Below are 25,213 nucleotides of genomic sequence, written 5' to 3' on the forward strand. Positions count from 1 at the left end.
TTATGGTAAGTATGGATATTCTAGACGTGTAGGACCATTAAGTAGTACCAGAGCATATTTTTGAATTATTAGGTGACAATGGAATCCTTACTTTAGATTTCATGTATTTAAAAATCAATCTGAAAATTCAATAAATTATCATTACCATACATAAGATGATTGGTCTGATCATAAGGGGAATATTAGATTAAATAATAATTCATTGCTGAAATGGGGCTAGAAGTAATTGAAAGACTATTTTTTATTTACCTTTGGATGTAATCTCGATCATAGCAATATTGAATATTTAGTAAAAGAAAGGCTAGGATCTTTTGTACGACCAATAATAGTAAATAACAATTGGACCGACCAAAATCCTAAAATAAGAAAAGATTCAAATGTACATTTTACGTATGATGTGTATGATGTGAATGACAAAAAACATAATGAAAATTTGTATTACATCAAAGATTATTATATATCGGAAGAACAACTTTTTGGTTTTGAATACTCTTTGAGAAAACTTAAAGGAAATCATATTTGGTGCCATCCTAATACCCGAGGTCACTTTAACATGAAAATTGAAGAAATCGAATATACTGGGCATATATATGTAACTATTAATAATGATATAGAGATACGTTTATTGGACAGGGAAGTGCCAAATTCATTAAGAGGACAGATTCATTTAGTCCCTGAAAAAGATCAATGGATAGAACTCCCAAGAAGTCTGACAGAAGAGGAAAAAGATAAACGGACACTAAATTGGATAGAAGAAAGTCTGATTAAAGTTGAAAAAATGTAACGATCATTCAATTATCATTTAACAAAGCCTTTCTCATAAAGAGAGTGGCTTTTTTTAATTTAATAATTGTGTATATTTTAATGAATAGTGAAGGACCAAATACATTTCGACCAATTTCTTCAGAGAAACCACTAATACAGTTACCTAACTTACCTCAACAATTCAATTTAACTAAAAGCCTTCTCAGCAACAATGAACCCAATATGAAATGAAATTCACAGGCAGTTCAAAGCATGTTCATCTCGATTTCACTTATAAGCAGCCATACTAATTCATTAAGTATGGCTGCTACTATTCCCGTTTTGTTCTCTCGGAATGTTATGGGTGGATAAAGTTTTATTACTCTTTATATTTCTTTAAGCTCTTCAATTTCGACTTCTGACCTTTCCTCTAATGGCCCTCTTAGATGTACAGTAGCTGTTCTTCCATCTTCATTTATATTATCAATCCAAACTGAAGTGCCATTATATCTCACCTCAATGTCAGATGGTGAAGAAAGAATCTGCTTTACACGATTAACATCCACATAAATCCCTCCCTTATTATTTGTCTAATTATTATTTGAAAAGGTAAAAGATTTTATTCTTTTTTTAAAAGAAATGCAGATGATCATCTAATAACACCGTCTACAATATAAGAAAATTCCAAAGTATTCATAAGAGTAGATATTATGCTATCAGGTTTATCCCATCTGATGGCTGTGGTATTACATACTCCATAATATGACGTGGTAAGCGTTCTTTTGAAATAATAGAATGATTTTCTGAAATCAGGTATTAAAAAGTAAAATGATACTAAACTTACAAAAAAAATCTTGTTATTTAGTAATGAAAGCGCTGCCATTTAATATAATATAAAATATAATTTCAAGATAATTGAGTATAAATTGAAATTATATTTAAGTAATTGATAATAGGAGGATTTATTTGTCTATGGAAGAACGACTGCGGTCATTAACGACTGAATTACGCAATGAAGGGACCATGAACATCGACAGTGTAAATACACTGGAAATTATTACTGCTATTAACAACGAAGATTTAAAAGTGGCAGTAGCCGTACAGGAGGTTTTATCAAATATTAAAACGGCGGTTGAATTTGCTTATGAATCGTTAATGAAAGGAGGAAGACTCATCTACATTGGGGCTGGAACGAGCGGTAGACTTGGTGTTCTTGATGCAGTGGAATGTCCACCGACCTTCAGCACATCACCGGATAAGGTGCTGGGAATAATGGCTGGAGGGGAAAAGGCATTTGTTCGAGCAATTGAAGGAGCAGAGGATAAAGAAGAGTTTGGGGAAAGCGATTTAACAAACGTGGATCTTACAGCTAATGATACGGTTATCGGCATTGCAGCAAGCGGTCGTACTCCTTATGTGAAAGGAGCTTTACAATATGCAAGAATGGTAGGAGCAAAAACGGTGGCTTTATCGTGCAATAAAAACTCCATCATCACGGAAGTCGCTAATATTGGAATTGAAGTTGAGGTCGGACCTGAAGTTTTAACGGGGTCTACGAGAATGAAAGCGGCAACTGCACATAAAATGGTACTTAATATGATCTCAACAGCTACCATGATTAGAATGGGAAAAGTGTATGAAAATCTGATGGTAGATGTAAATGTAAGCAATCAAAAACTAAAGGATCGTGCAATAAGCATTATACAAACTGTCACGAATGTTGAATATGATATTGCGATGAAAATGCTCGATAAGGCGAATAATCAGGTTAAACCAGCGATTGTAATGATAAAGACTTCAACAACTTATGGTCAAGCAACGGAGTTACTAGAAAAAGCGGATGGAGATGTCAGAAAAGCCATCTCGATGCGCGTGGATTAAGGAGAGAAAGCAATGGCTACTGGAGGATTATCCATTATACAGACGATGCTAAGCAAGCTTCCACAATCAGAACAAAAACTAGCAGAATATATCCTACAGAATCCTCATGAGGTAGTGAACAGCACTGTACAGGAGTTGAGCACTTCTGCTCATACAAGCGGGGCTGCTGTGATAAGGTTGTGCAAATCTCTCGGTTTGAAAGGATTTCAAGATTTGAAAATGAGGATTGCTGGGGATTTAATGAAGTCTGTTGAACAGGGTTACCGAGATATTGAGCCTTCAGAATCACTGTATCGGATTGTTGAAAAAACAACCAGTAATACGATTCAGATTATTCGTGACACTTCTGATATTATCGATCACGATAATCTCAAAAATGCAATTAAATTGCTGCTGAACGCTAAAACAGTTCACTTTTGTGGAGTGGGGGCTTCGAATATTGTTGCCGCAGATGCTCAGCAAAAACTGCTTCGAATCAACAAAGGGGCAACTGCCTTTACTGACATGCATTTAGTTGCAACTTTGATTGCCAATGCGGATGAAAATGATATCGTTTTTGCTATTTCATTCTCAGGAGAAACACCTGAAGTTGTCAATATATTAAAACTTGCTAAAGATCGAGGAGTCAAAACGATCGGCCTGACTCATTTTGGTCAAACAACGGTATCTTCTTTGTGTGACGCTTCGCTGTATACATCCTTTTCAAATGAAGCTCCGTTTAGAAGTGCTGCAACATCTTCCCGATTGGCACAGTTATATATGATTGATATTTTATTTTTAGGAATGGCGTCAGAACAGTACGAAGAGACTGTCCAATATATTGATAACACACGGGCAGCCATCCAATCGATGACAGATCATTATAAATGAACATTCATTTGGAGATTTTGACAAAGGGGGCTTTTGAATGGGCAAGGGGGATAAGTACGCCGATTTAGCACGAGAATTATTAGAAAAGTTAGGTGGGGCATCAAATGTTGCAGGATCTGCACATTGTATGACCAGGCTGCGGGTATCACCAATCGATCGTTCAAAAGTAAACATGGATGAAATTAAAAAAACGGAAGGCGTTCTTGGTGTCATCGAAGAAGAAACGATTCAAATCGTTCTAGGTCCAGGAGTAGTGAACAAGGTGTACGCTGAATTTGAAAAGCTTCTCGCATCTTCTGAAGATTTTAATTTAAAAGAAACTGCTTCCAAGAACAAATCAGAGATTGAAAGGAAAAATGCAAAACCTTTTAAACTATTTTTACGTAGAATTGCGAGTATCTTTATTCCGTTAATTCCTGCATTAGTAGCTTCAGGCCTGATTACAGGGATTACAAAAGCGGTCGTTCAAGCGGGCTGGCTTGCGGGAGATTCACAATTAGCCATTATATTAACTGTTATCGGATCTGGATTATTTGCTTACCTTGGGATTTTAGTTGGGACGAATGCGGCAAAGGAATACGGGGGATCACCTGCACTTGGTGCACTGGCTGGTATCTTGGTTATCAACCCGGCAGTAGGCGACATTTCATTGTTTGGTGAAAACTTGCTCCCAGGACGTGGAGGGTTAATTGGAGTCCTTTTTGCCGCGATTTTTATAGCATTGGTAGAAAAGCAGGTAAGGAAATTCATTCCTCAATCACTGGATATAATGTTGACTCCAACCATCTCTTTACTTATTACAGGGATAGTCACTTACATTGTATTTATGCCGGTAGGAGGATTTTTATCGGATACGATTACAACAGGTTTATTAAATATATTAGATTTCGGTGGAGTTGTAGCTGGATTTGTGCTTGGAGCAACATTCCTACCGCTAGTCATAACTGGTCTGCATCAAGGTTTAACACCTGTTCATCTTGAATTGATCAACGCGATTGGAGACGATCCTCTGCTTCCCATTTTGGCAATGGGTGGAGCCGGCCAAGTAGGTGCGGCATTTGCCATCTATTTCAAAACGAAGAAAGCAAGCCTAAAGCGAGCGATAGGTGGAGGTCTTCCATCAGGAATGCTTGGTATCGGCGAACCTCTTATATTTGGAGTGACATTACCACTCGGTCGTCCTTTCTTAACGGCATGTCTAGGGGCAGGGGTAGGAGGCGCATTTCAAGCTCACTTCGGAATTGCGACCACTGCAATCGGTGTATCTGGATTACCACTTACCTTTTTAGTTCATCCAAACCAAATTGTGCTTTTCTTGGCAGGGTTATTCATTTCCTACGCAGCAGGATTTATTTTTACGTACTTATTTGGATTTAAAGATGAAATGGCGGTTGAATTCAAGTGATTGGAATCTCTTTTTATCTACAAGACCCAGATGCAGAAACACAAATCATTCATGCAGCAAACTTAGGTGTGAAGCGAGCATTTACCTCGCTTCATATTCCTGAAGAAAAAGGTGATCACGCACAAAGAATGGTTGAACTATTAAAGCTTGTAGAGTCATATGAAATGGAAACCCATGCAGATGTCTCATTAAACACGCTTAATCATTTGGGAATTAGCAATTTTGAGGATTTATCGTTATTAGGGGTTAAGGGAATTCGCTTGGATGATGGGTTTGACTATGAAACGATAAGCTCTTTATCTGAGGTATTTTCTCTTTCACTAAACGCAAGTACGTTAAAGGAAGATGAACTAATGGCCGTACTTGGGAGCGGAATAAAACCTGATAGACTCATAGCCTGGCATAACTTCTATCCAAGGCGTGAAACGGGTCTCGAGGAAGAATTCTTTCAAAATCAAAATCGAATGTTCAAGAAATATGGGATACCTATTGTTGCATTTATCCCGGGTTCAGGAAGTAAGCGAGGCCCCCTTCATGATGGCCTTCCGACGCTTGAAAAACACAGGTTTATGAATCCTTTTGCTGCCGGAGTTGAACTGTTTCAGCATGTGAATGGAGTATATATTGGAGATCAAGGTGTGGAAAACGATTTGATTGAGAACCTATCCGCCTTCGATAATCGGAATATTCTATCTATTCGCGCGAAGTCTTCCGTTTTGCAAAGCGGTATTTACGATTTGCGGCCAGATGTTTCAAGGGATGTGTATCGGCTACAACATACCCGTGTCACAACACAGGTTAAGCCGCAAAATACTGTCGAACGCTGCCTTGGTTCCATTACGATGGACAATGATGCATATGGGCGATATCGGGGAGAGGTCCAAATTTGCAAGCGAGATTTAGAAGCAAATCATCGAGTCAATGTGATAGGGCTAGTTATAGAGGAAGATCTTCCTTTGTTAGCACTTCTGGAATCTGGTCAATCCGTAAACCTACAATGTGAAGAATTATATATATAGATTTAGAAATACACAGAAAATAGGTGATCATTTCACTCACTTCAGTTCTTACACTCTATTACACTCACGAACTAAAAGCCCTTGCCCACGAAATGTTAATTAGCAACTAACGATACAACAAGAGGATTTTCTGTCATTAAGAAAGCTAAGATCCCAGAAAAAGAGCTGGATTTTCCTTGGAAAATAAAAAAGTGAATGAGAAATTGAAAAAGGTGGCTACTGGGATTTCAAGGTGCTGCCTTTATTGTCATAAGAGTGTGGAAATTTGTAAAAAACGATCATACCGCTAACAACATTTAGTACACATCATCACACACTTAAGAAGCATTGAAGATAGATGACGATTCACTGACTTCTTTAGACAGATATTGATTAAAGCTCTTGGGAACCTTTTTACCTACTACTGCTAAGAAAGCCTTTTGAGATTAAAAAGTAAAAAGGAGGATGCCAAAATGAATAAAAATATATGGGCACCTGCTGGGTTAGCTTTTTCCTTGGCTTTATCCACTCTTGGTGGAATTACATCAGCAAGGGAGTTTGCGGAAGAAAAAAAACCAGTGCCGGATGTTCAGACAACCGTAGAAAATATGTCCATTGAGGAGAAAGTCGGTCAAATGCTCATGCCAGATTTTCGTAATTGGCAAGAACAAGGAGAAAGCAAATCAACAGGTTTTATAGAAATGAACTCAGAAGTTGCAAGCATCATTGAAAAATATCATTTAGGCGGAGTGATCTTGTTTGCTGAAAATGTTGTAGATACCGAGCAAACGGTACGGCTGACAGATGGTTTACAGAATGCGAGCAAGGACCTTCCACTATTTATAACTATTGATCAGGAAGGAGGAATCGTAACTCGCCTTCAAACAGGAACGAATCTTCCGGGAAATATGGCGCTGGGTGCAACTAGAAATAAGAATTACGCCTATCAGTCTGGAGAAATCATCGGCAAGGAATTGTCCTCTCTTGGTATAAATGTAAATTTTGGACCGGCTGTTGATGTCAATAATAACCCTGGAAATCCAGTTATTGGCGTCCGTTCTTTCAGTTCTGATCCAGATCTTGTATCAAAACTTGGGATTCAAACCATAAAAGGATTGCAAAGTCAGAATATGATAGCAACGACTAAGCATTTCCCTGGTCATGGAGATACGGCGGTTGATAGTCATTATGGTCTTCCCCTTGTCTCGCATAATAAAGAGCGCTTACGTTCAATCGAGTTAGTTCCTTTCCAAAAGGCAATCGATGCTGGAGTAGATATGATGATGACCGCACATGTTCAATTTCCCACATTCGATGATACTACTTATATCAGTAAAAAAGACGGACAAGAAATTATGGTCCCGGCAACACTGTCACAGAAGGTCATTACTGGTCTTTTACGTGAAGAAATGGGATTTGAGGGCGTAGTGGTTACAGATGCATTGAATATGAAAGCCATTGCGGACAATTTTGGACAAGAAGATGCTGTTGTTTTGGCCTTGAAATCGGGTGTAGATATTGCATTGATGCCTGCACAAGTAAACTCGCTTCAAATGGAAAAGAATATAACCTCTGTATTCGACGCAGTGAAGGAAGCCGTGGAAAGTGGTGAAATTCCGCTTGATCAAGTCAATCGTTCTGTAACAAGAATACTTGAGCTAAAAGTGAAAAGAGGGATTCTAAAGCCGGGAAAAGTCGCTGCCGACACCCCAATTGATAAAAAAATATTAAGGGCTCTTCAAGTGGTCGGTAATAAAAATCATTTGAAAAAAGAAAGGAAAATCGCGGAAGATGCAATCACTCTTTTGAAAAATGAAGATAAAACATTGCCCTTCAAACCTAAGAAAAATGAAAATATTTTAGTTCTTGCTCCTTTTGCCGATCAGGTTGAATCTATGTCAAGGAGCATCAATGAATTAGTTGATCAAAAGAGGATAAAGAAAGTCCAAGTAACAGGTATGAGTTTTTCAGAAAAGTCATTCACTAGTGAAGTGGCAAGACTCATTGATGAAGCCGACTATGTCATTACTGGTTCATATATTGTAAAAAACGATCCGGCTGTAAATGATGGAGTGATTGATGACAGTATTCAAGATTCAAGGAAGTGGGCAACAGCCTTTCCAAGAGCGGCAATGAAATATGCACAGAAAAAAGATAAAGGGTTTGTGTTAATGAGTGTAAGAAACCCTTATGATGTTGCCAATTTTGAAGAAGCAAAAGCCGTGATGGCTGTATACGGATTTAAAGGATATTCAAATGGGCGGTATAGGCAGCCGAATATACCGGCAGGCATCGCGACGATCTTTGGAGAATCAAAACCGAGGGGGACGTTGCCAGTAGATATTCCATCCGTGACAAAACCATCCGAAAGCCTATATAAATTTGGGTATGGATTAGATATTAAATCTGGCAAGCCTATTAAAAAGTAGAGGGGAAACACAATGAAAAGAATTCTTATTATATTCACCATTTGTCTGTTGGCCTTTAGTATAGTTTCCTCTAAAAGTGTTACTGCCGATAAGGAAAAGAAAAAACAAAAGGTCAGGCCTGGTATTGAAGTCCTTTTAAAAGATGAGAAGGATGTACTTAAAGGAAAAAAGGTGGGGTTGATTACAAATCCAACAGGAATCGATTCCAAATTAACGAGCATCGTTGATCTGCTTTATGACGATCCGGATATTGAATTAACTGCGTTATATGGACCTGAACATGGGGTTCGTGGAGATGCCCAGGCAGGGGCAAGCGTTGAATTTTATATAGATGAAAAAACAGGATTGCCCGTTTATAGCTTGTACGGTAAAACTAAAAAGCCAACGCCTGAAATGTTAGAAGGTGTAGAGGCTCTTGTCTTTGATATCCAAGATGTCGGAACGCGTTATTACACCTATATTTATACGATGGCCTATGCAATGGAAGCCGCGAAAGAAAATAACATCCCGTTTATCGTGTTAGACAGGCCGAATCCGCAAGGGGGGATATCAGTAGATGGACCAGTACTTGAACCGGAATTCTCATCATTTGTTGGTTTGTATCCGATTCCGCTTAAACATGGGATGACAGTCGGCGAACTCGCTACATTGTTTAATAAAGAGTTTAAAATTGGTGCAGATTTAAAGGTCATTAAAATGAAAGGCTGGAAGCGCTCGATGGATTATGACGAAACTGGGCTACCATTTGTCTTGCCATCGCCAAATATGCCAACAGTGTCAACTACATTTGTATATCCAGCTACAGGGTTAATTGAGGGAACAAATGTCTCGGAAGGCAGAGGGACGACTAAGCCATTCGAATTAATCGGTGCACCGTATATCAACAGCGATGAACTTGCGGGAAAATTAAATGGACTACGTTTGCCCGGTGTGAAATTTAGGGCTGCCTCTTTTACACCTTCGTTTTCAAAGTATGCAGGTAAACTTAGCCATGGAGTTGAAATCTATGTAACCGATCGTGATGAATTTAGGGCTGTACCAACTGGACTGCACATCATCAAGACCATTCATGATCTTTATCCAGATGATTTCGAATTTCTCGCAGCCAATAATTTCAGTCTATTAATAGGAAATGACTGGGTGAGAACAATGATTAAAGAAGGCTCATCTGTGAATGAAATTATGAAAGAATATCAGCCAGAGCAGGATACTTTTAAAAAGGTTCGCGCACAGTATTTACTCTATAAATAACCGGAGGAACTTAGAAAAGTCTGTAAGGACTTTTCTTTTTTTAAATTACAGGGGTATAACGTTAAGAATTTCCTAGAAATAGACAGTTTATAAAAGAAAAGAAGTTCTAAAAAAGAAGAAACCGCTGTCTAATAGGTGTATAGGGTTATCCTAAATTAATAACTGTCAGGGGGAAAGTGGGATGAAAAAATATCTTCAAAAAATTGGCCGTTCATTGATGTTGCCAGTAGCCGTATTGCCGGCAGCTGCCATTTTAATGGGGATTGGTTATTGGATAGATCCAGCAGGATGGGGAGAGGGAAGTCCGATAGCGGCTTTCTTAATTAAAGCTGGTTCTTCCATCATTGGCAATATGTCTATCTTGTTTGCTGTCGGGGTTGCATTGGGGATGTCGAAAGGAAAAGATGGATCAGCCGCTTTGAGTGGGCTGGTAGCCTATCTAGTCGTAACGACATTGCTTGCCACAGAATCAGTAGCTATGCTGCAAGGTATTGATGTAGAAAGTGTAAATCCAGCATTTGAGAATATAGAAAATCAATTTGTCGGAATTCTCTCGGGCCTTATAGCTGCTGCTATGTATAATCGGTTTAGTAAGGTCGAGCTGCCGGATGCCCTCGCTTTCTTTAGTGGTAAACGGCTGGTCCCCATACTGACTGCGGTTATTATGTTACTCGTTTCCCTTATATTATTTTTTGTATGGCCGCTCATATACTCTTGGTTAGTTAATTTCGGTGAAGCGATAAGTGGATTAGGTGCTGCAGGTGCAGGACTTTATGGATTCTTCAATCGGTTATTGATACCAACGGGTTTACATCATGCATTAAACTCCGTGTTCTGGTTTGATGTAATTGGGCTTAACGATATCGGTAATTTCTGGGCAGGAACTGGAACAAAAGGAACTACAGGCATGTATCAAGCCGGATTCTTCCCTGTCATGATGTTCGGATTGCCTGCCGCGGCACTTGCTATGTACCACTCAGCAAAATCTAAGAAGAAAAAACAAGTGGCGTCATTAATGCTCGCTGCAGGATTTGCTTCATTTTTTACAGGAGTTACAGAACCTCTTGAATTTGCCTTCATGTTTGTAGCACCTGCACTTTTTGTTGTTCATGCTTTATTAACAGGTATTTCGTTAGCCATTGCTGCATCTTTCCAATGGACAGCAGGCTTTGGTTTTAGTGCAGGCTTTGTTGACTTTGTTTTAAGTTCAAGATTGCCATTAGCAAATGAACCTTATATGCTCCTTCTTCAAGGGTTAGCTTTCGCTGTCATTTACTATTTCTTATTCCGCTTCTTGATCGCAAAGTTTAACTTAATGACTCCAGGGAGGGAGGATGATACAGATGAAGAACTTAATGGTGGAGGAGTAGAGGCAAATGCAAGCAACCATGCTGAGTCAACAGGAAGTAAATTCTTTGGGATGGCTGCTGAGATTTATGAAGGCTTAGGTGGAGACGCTAACGTAACGTCTGTTGACAACTGTATAACCCGTTTGAGAGTAGAAGTGAAGAATATGGGAGCAGTTGATCAAAATAAAATTAAATCCACAGGAGTCGCGGGAATCAATATCGTTGGTCCACATAGCATTCAAGTCGTTGTGGGAACGCAGGTACAATTCGTAGCGGATGAAATTGAAAAGATTCGTAGACCATAGAGCTCCCATTATTAGTTGTTCGAGTAATCCTTCATCTTTCATCTAGAACTGCAAGAACAACTAGTTTACTTGCGAGATTATTAGACAAGGATTATACTCAACGATCAGGAATGAGATCCCGTTCCATACCTGATCGTTTTAGATTATTATAGAAAGCGTTATAGTAACGAATTATCAAGCCTGAGTACACTTTGATCAAAAAACATTTATTTTGGCTTTATTAATGAATACTGGGTAGAAATTAGAATAAAACAAATCAATGTTCTATAATATATTAAGGATATTTGTTTGGAGGGTATTGGATGACGTTCGGAGAATAAATTAAGAGATTAAATAATTTAATCTCACATAAAATCATTTGAAAGAATTCTTTATTCATTCTCTTGCGTAATTTTCAGCTAAAGATGGCTTCAGATATAACCTCCACGTCCTTATACCGCACCCATAAGCCTGGTGAATACATAAATATACCTGCTAAAACAAATGCAATTGTGCTTATCAAATGATCTGAATTTTAAGCATATGTTATCTTTGTAAAATATATATTTAAATCCCTTAGTATAGGAGAGATTCTAATGTACCAACCAAAAACCAAAGAAACTGACAGCAGTGTTATCGAGTTTATTGAAAATGTCGACAGCCCCAAAAAGCGTGAGGATGCATATCAATTATTAGATATTTTTACTGAAACGACAGGTTTTATAGCAAAGATGTGGGGACCGAGTATTATTGGATTCGGTACATATCATTATAAATATGAATCTGGTCATGAAGGTGATGCTCCTCTTGTAGGTTTTTCACCTCGAAAAGCAAAAATCAGTTTATATTTTGCTACGGGTGACACAAAACGAGAGGAATTATTAAAGGGCTTTGGAAAACATACTTCCGGAAAAAGTTGTGTTTACATAAATAAAGTAGCAGATATTGATCTTAATGTTTTAAAAGAGTTAATTAACCAATCTGTAAAATTTTTGAGAGAAACCTATCCGAATAATTAGAGTGAAAGAATGTGGATGATCCTTTAATTGTTTTAGAAGATCAAGAAAGTGAGAGGAAGCAAAATGAGAAAAATTAAAGTGGGTATAGTTGGATACGGCCTTTCAGGTGCTACATTTCACGCGCCTTTGCTAAGTGTTTTAGAGCAATTTGAAATAGCGAAAGTAGTAAGCTCTAAAAAGGAAAAAGTGCAGCAGGATTTGAAGCACGTGGCAGTAGTAAGTAGCTTAGAAGAAGTTTTAGAAGATGCAGCGATTGATTTAGTAGTTATTACGACACCAAGCGGTTTGCATTATGAAATGGCTAAACAAAGTTTACTTGCTGGAAAACATGTTATCTTGGAAAAGCCGATGGTAGTAGAAACATGGGAGGCAGAGGAGCTCATACAGATTGCTGAGGAAAAGGAGCTTCTTTTAAGTATCTATCATAACAGAAGATGGGATAATGATTTTTTGACAATTAAAAAACTTATGAATGATGGTGTACTTGGAGAAATCAATACATATCAGGTCCATTATGATCGCTTCAGACCAGTGGTTAGAGATAGGTGGAGAGAAAAGCAGGGTCCAGGAGCTGGCATGCTATATGATTTAGGCTCACATCTAATTGATCAAGCCTTACATTTATTTGGTTGGCCACAATTCGTATGGGCAGATGTTTTTGCGCAAAGAGAGAATGCAGAAACGGATGATTATTTCCATGTTATTTTAGGGTACGAAAAGCTGCGAGTGATATTGCATTCAGGGTCAATCGTTCCGATTAATGGACCGCGGTTTCAGGTACATGGAAGTAAAGGAACTTTTATTAAATACGGGCTTGATGGACAAGAGGCTGCGCTAAGTGAGGGGAAAAAGCCTATAGATAACTCTTGGGGTGCAGATAATCCGCAATTCTATGGTCAGTTGGTTACGATTGATGGGGAAAAAGAGAAACATGAAACAATACAAACTTTACATGGATCTTATTTAACATATTATAAAGAAATTGCAGAAAGTATATTTGAGGGGAAAAAGGCTCCTGTCACATCGGAAGAGGGGCTATCCGTCATTAAGATCATTGATGCAGCGCTGGAAAGCAGTCAAGGGAAAAAAGCTATATATGTTAATTGAAATACTTTGTTGTCCCAATGAATTCTTTTTTCCTCTTTTTGCATCAAAATGAAATGAGAAGATTAAAATAATAGGCAGCCTTGTTTTTCCAAACGGAATAAACAGGTTGCTTTTTACTGCTGTCGATAAAGCAGGAACTTTAGGTTAGTGTTAGTTCCAAGGGTTTTAATTTCCTAGTGGTCCTTACATATCACGATAAAGTTACATGAATGGAAATCAATATTGGGGAACATTTTTCAAAGTGTATTAAATTATGGAGGTATTTATGAATTCTTATATTCAAGAACTGGTTAATGTATATTCAAAACACACTGATGTGGAATATGCAGATTGGTCTAAAAAATATTTGAGGAACCAATTTGAATTTTTAGGGATTCGATCCCCTATTCGTCGAAAATTAACTAAACAGTTTCTGAAAGAACACGGATTGCCAACGGAAAGTAATCGTAAAGATATCATTCTTATGCTTTGGGACCGCCCAGAAAGGGAATACCAAAAGGCAGCCCTTGATATTCTTGAAAAGGAAAAAAAGAACCTCTGCCCTGAGGATATGCCTTGGTTAGTCAATTTGATTGTAAGTAAGTCATGGTGGGATACAGTAGATGTACTTTCTCCTCATATCATGGGCTATATGTTTTCAACTTATCCTAAACTCATTTCTCAATACTCCGATTTGTGGATTGAAGATGAGAATATTTGGTTGCAAAGATCAGCGATATTATATCAACTACACTACAAAGGCGGAACGGATGAAGAACGTCTATTCCGTTACATAATAAGACGAGCAAATAACGATGAATTCTTTGTTCAAAAGGCAATTGGTTGGGTGTTGCGTGAATATGCAAAAACTAACCCCGAGAGCGTGAAATCATTTGTTTTAAATCACCAATTAAAACCTCTTAGCAAGAGAGAAGCGCTAAAACATCTAACTTGAAATGGGATATTTTTGAATAATAAAGAGAGACTTCAAAGGTGAGTAGCTTCCCTTATTTTCAATAATATCTAATAAATTTAACAATACCCCGAATAGTTGCTACTATTCGGGGTATTGTTAAAAATATATACATTATCTTTTATCGTAGCTCTACGATAATGCCTTCGCATGAAGGGATTTCTTTTGCCAAGCCATTGTAATCATTAAAGTTAGGATCAAGAGTAAGAGGCCTAAAATGAAAGGATAGGTAATTTGAACATCATACATCATTCCGGCAAGAGTGGGTCCAAGCACATTTCCAATGCTCATATATGCATTATTCATACCCATCGCAAATCCCTGCTCATTCCCCGCCATCTTAGAAATCAGTGTGTTTAAGACTGGTCGAAGGATGGAGGTAGAAAGGAAGATGATGAGAGAGATTCCAAAGAAAATCAGGTAACTTGAAGCAAAAAGTGAAAGAAGGAATCCTATTGCTGCGACGCTAATAAAGATAATTAGCACACTTACCTCCCCAAAACGACGAACAATCCGGTCGACAACAAAGAGTTGAACGATTACGCTGACGATACCAGTAGCTGTAACCATTGTTGCGATGTCCTTAGGTGTTGAATTAAATTGATTGTCAAGATAAAGGCCGATAACAGATTCATATGCCATTAATCCAAAGCTCATCACAAGTGTAATGATAAGAGGAATGAAATAGGGCATTTTCACAGACAAGGCAATTTTGCGAACCATCGATTCGTTATTTGCCATGTCCATAGCTTGTGAAGCTTGTTTCGTTTCGCTTTCCTTTAAAACAAAAATAGAAAATATTACTGCGACGAGTGATACTAGCGCAGAAATCAAAAATGGAAATTTTAAGCCAAAGTCAGCTAAAAATCCACCAATTCCTGGGCCAACAACAATCCCTAGGGACATGGCAGCAGATACTAAACTATTGCCTTTAGCCCGTTGATCGAAAGTGGTGATATCAGCAACATAAGCAAATATTGCTGGTACAAGCAAAGCAGCCCCAACCCCACCGACAACCCGAGAAGCATACAGTAACCAAATGGAATTAACAGCATAAAAAATAAACATGGAAATAGTCAAACCAATTAATCCATATATAATCATTTTTCTACGACCAAATTGATCAGTCCATTTTCCGGCAATTGGCGAAAAGATAAGTTGGGCACCTGCGAAAATGGCAATCATTAGCCCAGCAGCAGTTCCACCTTGATTAATGGAAGCCAGGTATGCAGGTAAGATTGGAATAATAATACCGAAGCTTCCTATTGCAATAAACATATTGATCATAAGGATAATTATCTTTTTACGTTGTTCTGCTGACATAAACAGCCTCTCTTTCTCTTTTAAATATCAATAACCAATTTAATTCGCATGGTTAATTTTTTGACACGTTAATTATGTTATAGTTTTAGATAGATAGTTGTCAATAAGAAAGGATTGTCTAATATGTATTCGAGTGAATTATATAATTTACATAATGCGATTAAAGAGCTTAGTAGTCTCTCACAGGAATTAATTGAGCCGTTATTAGTTAAATACGATTTAACTTCCGTGCAATATCACGCATTACAATTAATTGTCATAAAGGAATCCATAGCTGTTAAAAATGTTTCAAATCATTTGAAAATTAAGCCTGCAGCTGGGACAGCGTTAATTGACCGGCTTGAACGGAAGAATCTAATTGAAAGAGTTCACAGTGAGGATGATCGACGTGTCGTTTATATTAAATCCACCGCATCTGGTAGAGAAACCTATCATTCTATCAATAAGTGCTTCGCAAATATTTTTCAAGATTTTTATAGTGTATTAAATGAAGAAGAAACCCAACGACTTAAACAAATCGTGGGAAAACTAACCGAACATGTGTCGTCACGTATAGAGAACAACCTATAGAAAAAAGTCAGAGGAAAGTTGAATGGTTTTTTAGGAGCCTCAACTGACCAATATTATGCAAGAGTAGTCAACTTGATGTCATCATCATCTAAAGATTTGTACAAGAAAAACCACTATAAAAGCAGTGAATTTCGCAATAATCTCACTGCTTTAACTATTCTATGAGATGAAAGCGGATAATCGGCGATCAATCCATTGTTTACATCGAGTAGACAAACATTTAAAACAAAAAACCTCTAGACTCTTCTTCACCTCTCATCTGTTTCTATTTACAACTGAAACTTCTCCTTGCAGACTCATAATCTGTTACCTCTAAGAATTTTTTTACTATTAAGCCTATTGTAGCAATATAGAAAAGAATCCCTTATAAATTGTTTTGTTAGTAAGCTTTCAAATAGAAAAAACTAGTATAAGATTCTCTTTAAATGTTTACTGATTTGAAGTGAGTGGCTAACTATTTATGGAGATAATTTTTTTGTTTTGTCGGGAGACATTTCTTAATTAGAACATTGACGAAACTAGTAGAGGTAAGTATACTGAATTTTACAAATATTCAAATAAAAGAAATGTTAAAAAAAGGAGTTGTTTATGATGTTTTCCCCATTAACCCCAATGGACTGGAAGCGTAGGGCGGTGAAATATTATCCGCATAAAGTGGCTGTCATTGATGAAGAGAAGGAGTTTACATATAAGGAATTTGGGCAGCGAGTAGATCAACTTTCTATGGCTTTAAATAAAGCAGGTATAGAAGAAGGTGACCATGTTGCAGTGATGTTGCCAAACACTCATTATATGTTGGAATGCTTCTATGGTATTTGTCAAATGGGTGCGGTAATGGTGCCTTTGAATTACCGTCTCTCAGCTGAGGACCTGGAGTATATTATCAGTCACAGTGATTCAAAAATGTTAATCGCCGATGAAGAATTTATTGCTCCGATTGAGAAGATCGTTCATAAACTTGCCTTGGATAAAATCATTATGGTATCTGTCACAGGGCATAAGACATCTTTAAATGGTATAGATTATGAGAACTTTATTCAACAAGCTAAAGATTTTGATTTTGAAGCACAGCCAGAGGTTGTAATCGATGAAAATCAGCTTCTGACTTTAAATTATACGAGTGGAACGACTTCAAAACCAAAAGGGGTTATGTTAACTCATCGTGGAAATTACATTAACGCTGCAAATTTCATGTATCATCTTGGAGTAAAACATGATGATGTGTATCTTCATACCTTACCAATGTTTCACGCAAATGGGTGGGGTGGTGTTTGGGCGATTACGGCTGCTGGTGGTACTCATATATGTTTAAGAAAAGTTGATCCTCCTCTTATTCTGGACTTATTTGAAAATCAAAATATTACATTGTTATGTGGAGCACCTACTGTCGTCAATATGCTTGTGAATGATCCGAAAGCAAAAGAAACCAATATCAAGATGCGTCCACGTATGGCGACAGCTGGTGCTCCTCCAGCTGCGGCTCTTATTCATAAAGCACAAGATATTCTTGGTTTAAATATGATCCATGTGTATGGATTAACAGAAACTTCACCTTTCATTCTTTATAACGAGTGGAAGGATGAATTTGAATCTAAATCGCTTGACGAACAAGCAACAATTAAGGCAAGACAAGGAATAGAATTGGTTTTTAACGGGGAAACAAAGGTTGTTAATCAAGATGGAGAAGAAGTCGCTTGGGATGGGAAGGAATTAGGAGAAATCATTACCCGCGGCAATGTTGTGATGGATGGATATTACAAGGATCCGGAAAAGACTGCCGAAGCAATTAGAGGTGGATGGTTTTATACTGGGGATTTGGCAGTAACCTATCCTGATGGATATATTGAAATACAGGACAGGGCTAAGGATTTAATCATTTCCGGAGGAGAAAATATTTCTTCTACAGAGGTTGAAGGGGTGTTGTATAAACATCCAGATGTATTAGAAGTGGCTGTTATTGCCGTTCCAGATGAGAAATGGGGAGAAACTCCTAAGGCAATCATTGTGCTGCATTCCAATGCGAATGTGACTGAAGAAGAAGTTATTAATTACTGCCGGTCTCAAATGGCTCACTTTAAAGCACCTAGATTAGTAGAATTTGTGGAATCTTTACCAAAAACAGCAACTGGAAAACTGCAAAAATATCGTTTGAGAGAAATACATTGGAAAGGATCGAAGAAGGTAAATTAAAGGCTTTCTCACTTGTTTTTCAGATAAACGGTTATTATCAACTGTTTGTAAATACAAGATTTTTGTATGTAATATGGCGTTCTAAAAGGATCTTCTAATTGAAGATCCTTTTTTAGTGCTTTTAAGACCTGTTAAGACACCCTAATCTAACATTTTAGAAATTTCATTCACATTCCATGAAATAAATAGAATGGGTACATTGAAATTTTTTTCTTGCGTTGGGGGAAACTCAGTTTTTCATAAGGCTGGAATTGAAAAAACGTCAGCAAAGTAAATGGTTAAGTTAAGGAGGCCAACAATGGCTTAAACCACAAATTTGTATTTAGCTCCATCAGTTTAAACAAATATGTGGTTTTCACTGTTTATGGGATTAAACTTCCTTCTGCATTAAAAAGCCCTGTCAAACCTTCGTTATTCCTTACTAGCTAATTATTATTAATAATGTCCCCTTATAGCTAGGGACCTATGTTTAAGAGAAAAAAATTTTTTTAAGTATTTTCAGGCAGCAACTTACGCATAATTAGAACTTGAAAATGCCCCCAAAAAATATAAAACTAAACATTATAACGTTATATTGATTAATCCAGAAAAATGTGATAATCTATTTTTGTTAAGTGAAATGAATAACTACTTATAAGAGTTGTAAACGTATACAAAATCGCTATTTAACAATCTTTAGGGCGTACCGAAAAGGATGAGTGAAATGACAGGTAGGTTCGTACTACAAAATGTAAAAATGGTAGAGGGAAATGCTGCAGATATCATATTGGAAAATAGAAAAATTGTAGAAATTGTTCCGCCCGGAACTGGAATCGGCGAAAAAGTAATGGACTACAAACACAAAGTATTTGTTTCCAGCGGCTGGATTGATATGCATGTACATGCCTTTCCCGAATTCGATCCGTATGGAGATGATGTTGACGAGATTGGTTATAAAACAGGTGTAACAACGATTATAGATGCTGGCAGTACTGGAGCAGACCGCTTACCAGACTTGGTTAGTAGTTGTAAAAATTCGAAAACGAATGTATTCGCCTTCCTAAATATTTCACGAATCGGATTGAAGCGAATCGATGAGTTATCAGATATATCTTGGCTAAACGAAGAAGAATTAAAAAAGGCCATTGCTGAAAATAGAGACTTTATTATAGGTCTTAAAGCAAGAATTAGTAAAAGTGTGGTTGGTACAAATGGTGTTGAACCATTAAAAATTGCTAGAAAATTTTCTGCAGATACTAATTTACCTCTTATGGTCCATATCGGTTCAGGACCACCTAATATAAACGAGGTCCTTGATTTACTTGAGGAAAAAGACATTATTACACATTACTTAAATGGGAAAGCCAATAATTTATTTGATGATATAGGAAAGCCTCTACCTGAGTTCAGTCAGGCTATTGAAAGGGGTGTTCATTTGGATGTTGGTCACGGAACTGCAAGTTTTTCTTTCTCAACAGCAGAAACTGCGAAAAAGTGTGGTATCCACTTCAATACAATTAGTACGGATATATACCGGAGAAATCGATTGAATGGCCCTGTTTTTAGTATGGCAAATGTTCTTTCTAAATTTTTGTATTTGGGATATCCGCTAAAAGAGGTAATTGATGCGGTTACTATTAATGCAGCAGAGTGGTTAAAGAAACCAGAGCTGGGAAGGATTTCTGAGGGAGATATCGCGAACCTCACATTATTCTCAATTGAGAATGAATCGACCCCTTTACTGGATTCCGAGGGCGAAAAGCGAGTAGCAGAACAAAGAGTTGATGTAAAAGGAGTGGTTATAAATGGAGAATTCATTGAATGCTAAATATGGTTTGAAAAGAGTTATTAATGCAAGCGGAAGAATGAGCATATTAGGAGTTTCTGCCCCTACAGATACCGTAATGGATGCCATGAAAACTGGTGGTCAAAATTACGTTGAAATCTCAGATTTGGTTGATAAGGCAGGACAACATATTGCGCAATTGCTTCAATCTGAAGCAGCGGTTGTCGTAAACTCAGCATCAAGCGGAATTGCCCTTTCAGTAGCCGCTATCGTAACGGAAGGAAACAGAAGGAAAAGCGAAAGACTTCATCAAGAACCTATTCAAAAGAATGAAGTCATTATGCTGAAAGGCCATAACGTTCAGTATGGGGCGCCGGTAGAAACCATGATTTACCTGGGTGGAGGAAAATTGGTTGAAGTAGGGTATGCAAATGAAGGGAAGGCAGAGCATATTGCGGATGCCATTAATGAAAATACAGCGGCCATTTTATTCGTAAAATCACATCATGCTGTTCAAAAAAATATGATTTCAGTTGAAGAAGCCTGGGAAGTGGCCAAAGCGAACAACGTACCACTAATCGTTGATGCTGCGGCGGAAGAAGATTTGGAAAAATACGTAAAGTTTTCGGATTTAGCCATTTATAGCGGATCTAAAGCGATTGAGGGTCCGACATCAGGTATCGTTGCTGGGAAGAAAAAATATATCGAATGGTTAAAGGTTCAATTACACTGTATCGGACGGAGTATGAAGGTCGGTAAGGAAACAACATTTGGATTGCTTCAGGCATTGGATGAGTATTTTATCAAAACAGACAATAGTGAAAAAGAAAAAGCTAGTTTACAAGTTCTCACATCACTTGAATCAATTGACGGTGTAAAAGTAGTGATTGTACAGGATGAAGCTGGACGAGCAATCTATAGAGCACGCATTCATATTAATCCTGTGATTACGGATACAACAGCGAAGGAAGTTAATGATAAGCTGAAAAATGGAGTTATTGCTATTTATACCCGTGATTACGGAGTTCGCCAGGGCTTTTTCGATATTGATCCACGACCTTTGCAAGGTGATGATATATACGTCATTGAAGCTCAATTAAAAGCCATCTTAGGAGGAAACAAAGAATGACTAACATAAACAAACGTTTTCTAAATAATCGTGTAGCTTTAAATGTTCTTGCTAATAGTGTAGAAAATGCAGTAGAAGTTTTTGAAGCTGCCGAAGGGCATGTATTAGTTGGGGTACTTTCGAAAGATTATCCTACTGTAGAGGCTAGTGTTACAGCGATGAAGGAATACGGGGCTGCTATTGATGAAGCTGTTTCGATTGGATTAGGTGCTGGGGATAATAAGCAGGCAGCCGTCGTTGCTGAAATTGCTAAATACTACCCTGGTAGTCATATTAATCAAGTCTTCCCTGCCGTAGCTGCGACAAGGGCCAATTTAGGAGAGAAAGATAGTTGGATAAATTCCCTGGTTTCCCCAACAGGTAAAGTAGGTTACGTTAATATCTCTACCGGCCCTGTAAGTGCTGAAGCTAGTGATCTTGCGATTGTACCTATCAAAGCTGCAATTGCCTTAGTCCGTGATATGGGAGGAAATGCATTGAAATACTTCCCGATGAAAGGGCTAAAGCATGAAGAAGAGTATCGTGCGGTAGCAAAAGCTTGTGGTGAAGAAGGATTTGCTTTAGAACCAACTGGTGGTATTGATTTAAATAATTTTGAGACTATATTAGAAATCGCATTAGAAGCAAAAGTGCCTAAAGTTATTCCTCATATCTATTCTTCTATTATTAATAAAGAGACTGGAAAAACAAATGAGGAGGATGTACGGAAATTATTAGCCATAACAAAAAAATTGGTTGATAGACATGCGTAAACAGATTGTAGCTTTCGGTGAAGTGATGATGCGTTTGCAGGTGCCAGGATATGAATTACTGACACAGGCTAACACCTTACAATACTCTTTTTCAGGCACAGGAGTTAACGTTGCTTCTGCGATGACTAAGCTTGGGCATGATGGATACCTTGTTACAAAACTACCTGATAATCCTCTAGGAGATGCAGCGATTTCTTCCTTGCAACGCTTAGGAATAAGCCGGAATTTCATTACTAGAGGCGGCAAATACTTGGGAATGTACTTTTTGGAAAATGGCTTTGGACAACGAACGAGCCGTGTCACCTACTCCAATCGTTTGGAAAGCAGCTTTAATACAGCGTCATTGTCTGATTATGATATTGAAGTGATTGCAGAAAATACAGATATCATCCACTTTTGTGGGATTACCCTTGCTATGGCGGATAATGTGCGTGAAAGTATGAAAGTGCTTGCTAAAAAAGTAAAAGAAAAAGGCGGAATAGTTTGTTTCGATTGTAATTACCGCCCCTCCTTATGGGAGGGTGGTTACAATAAAGCAAAATCTCATTATGAAGAAATGCTTGCGTTGTCTGATATTGTCATGATGAATGAAAAAGATGCCATATATATTTTAGGAATGGAGGCAGTAAGTACCTCAAGAGAAGAACAGCTTAGAGAGCTAATTCCAAAAGTTGCTAAAACCTTCAATATTCACTCGATAGCTGGCACTCATCGTTCGATTAATAGTGACAATACCCATTCTTTACGCGGGTACATGTATAAAGATCAAACGTTTTACTTTTCTGAAAACAACTCTTTTTCTGTATATGATAGAATTGGTGCAGGTGATGCTTATACCAGCGGGATCTTACATGGCGAATTGGCAGGCTTTTCACCTGAGAAAACTGTCCGGTTTGCAGCGGCAGCGGGAATGTTGGCATGCACGATTGTCGGGGATACCCCAATGTCAACGGAAAATGAGATACTGTCAGCTATGGCAGGGGAAATGGAAGATATAAAGAGATAAGGGTAGGAGATAAGGAATGAATGTGAATAGAAAAAAAGGACCATTGTATTTACAAATAAAAGAAATATTGAAGGATCGTATTTTACATGGTGTTTATGCTATCAACACAAACATTCCCTCCGAGCCTCAATTAGAAGAAGAATTTAATGTGAGTAAAATTACTATACGCAACGCAATTAAAGAACTTGTTCAAGAAGGCTATGTTGAAAAGAAAAGCGGTAAAGGAACAAAGGTAATCGCGAATGCTTCGATTGTGAGGCTTTCCAAAGGAAAACGCTTCACAGAGTTATTAGTTGAGGAAGGTCACTACATTATAAAAAAAGTGCTAAGCGTAAGGAAGATTGAATTATCTTCAGAGTCAGACCTCTATCCTTTATTTGGAGAAAATTGCATTCAGATTGAGCGAATATACTTATTGGACAATGAACCGTATATTTACTTTACACATTATATTTTATTGGACATAAACGAAGAAGATTTAAAAGAAATTCGGATAAATTCATTGTATGGTTTTTTGGAAGATCAAAACATTAAACTTGAAACATTTAGAGACGAGTTTGCCGTTGCTATTCCTCCTAATCACATTTGTGAAACACTGAAAATGGAAAAAGACAGAGCAGTACTAAAGAGGATCCGGATTTCTAGTGATGGAGACGGTAATGTAATGGAATATAGTGAAGGGTATTACAATACGGCTAAACAGAACTATATTGTGACCTATAACGAGCCAATACAATAATTCTGTTTATTGTATTGGTTTGATTGTAAGCGATTTCTTAGGGATGGGGAGAATATATGGATCTATATTTATTAGGAATCACGCTGATAGCAATCGTAATTGTTATTTTGGGAGTATCATGGTGGAAATGGCATGCATTCATAAGCTTAACTGTAGCCAGTTTATTTTTAGCAGTTTTTTCAGGGTTGCCTATGGACAAGATTGTAGGTGCTTATGAAACGGGTGTCGGTGCTGTCCTCGGTCATCTTATTGGTATCTTGGCATTGGGTACCATCTTAGGAAAGATGATGTCGGACTCAGGAGCTGGTATGCAGGTAGCAGACTTCTTCATTAATAAATTCGGTGTGAAGAATCTCCCATGGGCTATGCTTCTCTCTGGGTTCATTATCGGTATTCCGGTATTTTTTGAAGTTGGTTTAGTAATATTGCTACCTTTAGTCATTTCCATTCGTAAATCAACCAAAGTGAACATCTTATTAATTGGTATTCCAGTATTAGCTGGTTTATCGATTGTCCATGGTTTGGTACCCCCACATCCGGGAGCCATGACGGCTATAGGCATATATAATGCAAACATGGGACACGTATTACTTTACTCATTAATCATCGCATTCCCAACAGCTATAATTGCTGGTCCTTTATTCGCAAAATGGATTCATAAACGGGTTATTCCTGTGGGAGAACCGGAATTAATCCGAGTAGAAACAAAGTCAAGTGGTTTACCTGGGACTGGAGTTTCGTTCTTTATCATCCTTTTACCTGTATTATTAATGGTATTAACAGTGGTTGCACCGTATTTACCACTACCGGGTTACATTGAAAAATTCTTATTGTTTATCGGGAGCCCGGTCATAGCCTTATTAATTTCTTGTTTTGCAGCCTACTATTTCTTAGGATACCGACAAGGGATGGACAAATCGTTAATTAAAAAACTAACAGAAGAATGTTTATTGCCATTAGCCTCCATAATACTTATTATCGGTGCCGGTGGCGGATTCAAACAAATTTTAATTGATAGTGGAGTAGGGACTGCAATTGCTTCCATGTCTGAAGTAATATCATTATCACCAATTGTCCTAGCGTTCTTGGTGGCGGGATTAATTCGGATTGCCACTGGATCTGCAACAGTCGCTTTGACAACTGCAGCCGGAATTGTTTCTCCAGTTGTTGCCAATATGACGGGTGTTAACTTAGAATTACTTGTTATTGCCACAGGGGCTGGATCACTTATGTTTTCTCATGTTAATGACGCAGGTTTCTGGTTAGTAAAAGAATATCTTGGATTAACCGTAAAAGAAACGTTCAAAACATGGACAGTAATGGAAACCATACTTTCTTTTGTAGCATTTGGTCTGGTTTTAATATTAGATATATTTATTTAAAGCCTATTAAAACTTAACCTCCTCCGTGAAACGTCTAGTACAAGGACATATCACGGAGGTTTTTTGAT

Annotated in this window: 21 protein-coding genes; 19 read left to right on the forward strand and 2 right to left on the reverse strand. The window is 37.8% G+C overall.

The window, feature by feature from the left end:
• Nucleotides 1–226: 226 nt before the first annotated feature.
• Entirely contained in the window at nucleotides 227–784 is a 558-nt protein-coding gene (locus NST21_RS12875; RefSeq protein ID WP_340889455.1) for a hypothetical protein, read from the forward strand.
• A 346-nt stretch (nucleotides 785–1,130) separates the two neighbouring features.
• Here NST21_RS12875 and NST21_RS12880 read toward each other — a convergent pair whose 3' ends face one another.
• Nucleotides 1,131–1,310: an H-type small acid-soluble spore protein gene (locus tag NST21_RS12880; RefSeq protein WP_053345901.1), complete on the reverse strand. Its 180-nt coding sequence runs from the start codon at nucleotides 1,308–1,310 to the stop codon at nucleotides 1,131–1,133.
• Nucleotides 1,311–1,710: 400 nt separating this feature from the next.
• Between NST21_RS12880 and murQ the strand changes: the two genes are divergently transcribed.
• The 10 genes from murQ to NST21_RS12930 all read left to right on the forward strand — a co-directional run bounded on the left by murQ (nucleotide 1,711) and on the right by NST21_RS12930 (nucleotide 14,271).
• Entirely contained in the window at nucleotides 1,711–2,625 is a 915-nt protein-coding gene (gene murQ, locus NST21_RS12885) for an N-acetylmuramic acid 6-phosphate etherase (protein ID WP_445670514.1), read from the forward strand.
• A gap of 12 nt (nucleotides 2,626–2,637) precedes the next feature.
• A complete protein-coding gene (locus NST21_RS12890; RefSeq protein ID WP_340889456.1) occupies nucleotides 2,638–3,495 on the forward strand; it encodes a MurR/RpiR family transcriptional regulator in 858 nt (285 codons plus the stop codon).
• 37 nt (nucleotides 3,496–3,532) lie between these two features.
• Nucleotides 3,533–4,900, forward strand: coding sequence for a PTS transporter subunit EIIC (locus NST21_RS12895; protein ID WP_340889458.1), 1,368 nt, complete (start codon nucleotides 3,533–3,535; stop codon nucleotides 4,898–4,900).
• Nucleotides 4,897–5,919: a MupG family TIM beta-alpha barrel fold protein gene (locus tag NST21_RS12900; RefSeq protein WP_340889460.1), complete on the forward strand. Its 1,023-nt coding sequence runs from the start codon at nucleotides 4,897–4,899 to the stop codon at nucleotides 5,917–5,919. Before NST21_RS12895 ends, NST21_RS12900 begins: the two co-directional genes overlap by 4 nt.
• Nucleotides 5,920–6,371: 452 nt before the next feature.
• Nucleotides 6,372–8,327, forward strand: coding sequence for a glycoside hydrolase family 3 protein (locus NST21_RS12905; RefSeq protein WP_340889461.1), 1,956 nt, complete (start codon nucleotides 6,372–6,374; stop codon nucleotides 8,325–8,327).
• 12 nt (nucleotides 8,328–8,339) lie between these two features.
• On the forward strand, nucleotides 8,340–9,578 hold the full coding sequence (locus NST21_RS12910) for an exo-beta-N-acetylmuramidase NamZ family protein (RefSeq protein WP_340889463.1): 1,239 nt from the start codon (nucleotides 8,340–8,342) through the stop codon (nucleotides 9,576–9,578).
• A gap of 181 nt (nucleotides 9,579–9,759) precedes the next feature.
• Nucleotides 9,760–11,232, forward strand: coding sequence for an N-acetylglucosamine-specific PTS transporter subunit IIBC (nagE, locus tag NST21_RS12915; protein ID WP_340889465.1), 1,473 nt, complete (start codon nucleotides 9,760–9,762; stop codon nucleotides 11,230–11,232).
• Between the two features lie 575 nt (nucleotides 11,233–11,807).
• Nucleotides 11,808–12,230: a DUF1801 domain-containing protein gene (locus NST21_RS12920; RefSeq protein ID WP_340889466.1), complete on the forward strand. Its 423-nt coding sequence runs from the start codon at nucleotides 11,808–11,810 to the stop codon at nucleotides 12,228–12,230.
• A gap of 63 nt (nucleotides 12,231–12,293) precedes the next feature.
• On the forward strand, nucleotides 12,294–13,337 hold the full coding sequence (locus tag NST21_RS12925) for an oxidoreductase (RefSeq protein ID WP_056519205.1): 1,044 nt from the start codon (nucleotides 12,294–12,296) through the stop codon (nucleotides 13,335–13,337).
• A gap of 265 nt (nucleotides 13,338–13,602) precedes the next feature.
• Nucleotides 13,603–14,271 carry a DNA alkylation repair protein gene (locus tag NST21_RS12930; protein ID WP_340889467.1) on the forward strand — a complete coding sequence of 223 codons (669 nt, stop codon included), beginning with the start codon at nucleotides 13,603–13,605 and terminating at the stop codon, nucleotides 14,269–14,271.
• Between the two features lie 150 nt (nucleotides 14,272–14,421).
• Here the strand turns inward: NST21_RS12930 and NST21_RS12935 are convergent, their stop codons facing one another.
• The gene (locus NST21_RS12935) at nucleotides 14,422–15,612 is read right to left on the reverse strand and encodes an MFS transporter (protein ID WP_053345911.1); all 1,191 of its coding nucleotides are present in this window, start codon (nucleotides 15,610–15,612) and stop codon (nucleotides 14,422–14,424) included.
• A 123-nt stretch (nucleotides 15,613–15,735) separates the two neighbouring features.
• Here NST21_RS12935 and NST21_RS12940 point away from each other — a divergent pair, with 123 nt between their 5' ends.
• From NST21_RS12940 to NST21_RS12975, 8 genes are all read left to right on the forward strand, one after another.
• Nucleotides 15,736–16,182 (forward strand): MarR family winged helix-turn-helix transcriptional regulator, encoded by a 447-nt coding sequence (locus NST21_RS12940; protein ID WP_056519211.1) that lies wholly within the window; start codon nucleotides 15,736–15,738, stop codon nucleotides 16,180–16,182.
• Nucleotides 16,183–16,773: 591 nt separating this feature from the next.
• Entirely contained in the window at nucleotides 16,774–18,372 is a 1,599-nt protein-coding gene (locus tag NST21_RS12945) for a long-chain-fatty-acid--CoA ligase (protein WP_340889469.1), read from the forward strand.
• A 703-nt stretch (nucleotides 18,373–19,075) separates the two neighbouring features.
• Nucleotides 19,076–20,179, forward strand: a complete 1,104-nt coding sequence (locus NST21_RS12950) for an amidohydrolase/deacetylase family metallohydrolase (protein WP_340889470.1) — start codon at nucleotides 19,076–19,078, stop codon at nucleotides 20,177–20,179.
• A complete protein-coding gene (locus NST21_RS12955; RefSeq protein WP_340889471.1) occupies nucleotides 20,157–21,266 on the forward strand; it encodes a DgaE family pyridoxal phosphate-dependent ammonia lyase in 1,110 nt (369 codons plus the stop codon). Before NST21_RS12950 ends, NST21_RS12955 begins: the two co-directional genes overlap by 23 nt.
• A complete protein-coding gene (gene dagF / locus NST21_RS12960) occupies nucleotides 21,263–22,018 on the forward strand; it encodes a 2-dehydro-3-deoxy-phosphogluconate aldolase (protein WP_201180728.1) in 756 nt (251 codons plus the stop codon). Before NST21_RS12955 ends, dagF begins: the two co-directional genes overlap by 4 nt.
• Nucleotides 22,011–23,024: a sugar kinase gene (locus NST21_RS12965; RefSeq protein WP_340889472.1), complete on the forward strand. Its 1,014-nt coding sequence runs from the start codon at nucleotides 22,011–22,013 to the stop codon at nucleotides 23,022–23,024. The genes dagF and NST21_RS12965 overlap by 8 nt, the downstream gene beginning before the upstream one ends.
• A 16-nt stretch (nucleotides 23,025–23,040) precedes the next feature.
• On the forward strand, nucleotides 23,041–23,763 hold the full coding sequence (locus tag NST21_RS12970) for a GntR family transcriptional regulator (RefSeq protein WP_340889473.1): 723 nt from the start codon (nucleotides 23,041–23,043) through the stop codon (nucleotides 23,761–23,763).
• A gap of 56 nt (nucleotides 23,764–23,819) precedes the next feature.
• Nucleotides 23,820–25,145, forward strand: a complete 1,326-nt coding sequence (locus tag NST21_RS12975; protein WP_053345919.1) for a GntT/GntP/DsdX family permease — start codon at nucleotides 23,820–23,822, stop codon at nucleotides 25,143–25,145.
• Nucleotides 25,146–25,213: the final 68 nt, after the last annotated feature.

This window comes from Peribacillus sp. FSL K6-1552, assembly GCF_038005205.1.
GTDB classification, from domain to species: Bacteria; Bacillota; Bacilli; order Bacillales; family DSM-1321; genus Peribacillus; species Peribacillus butanolivorans.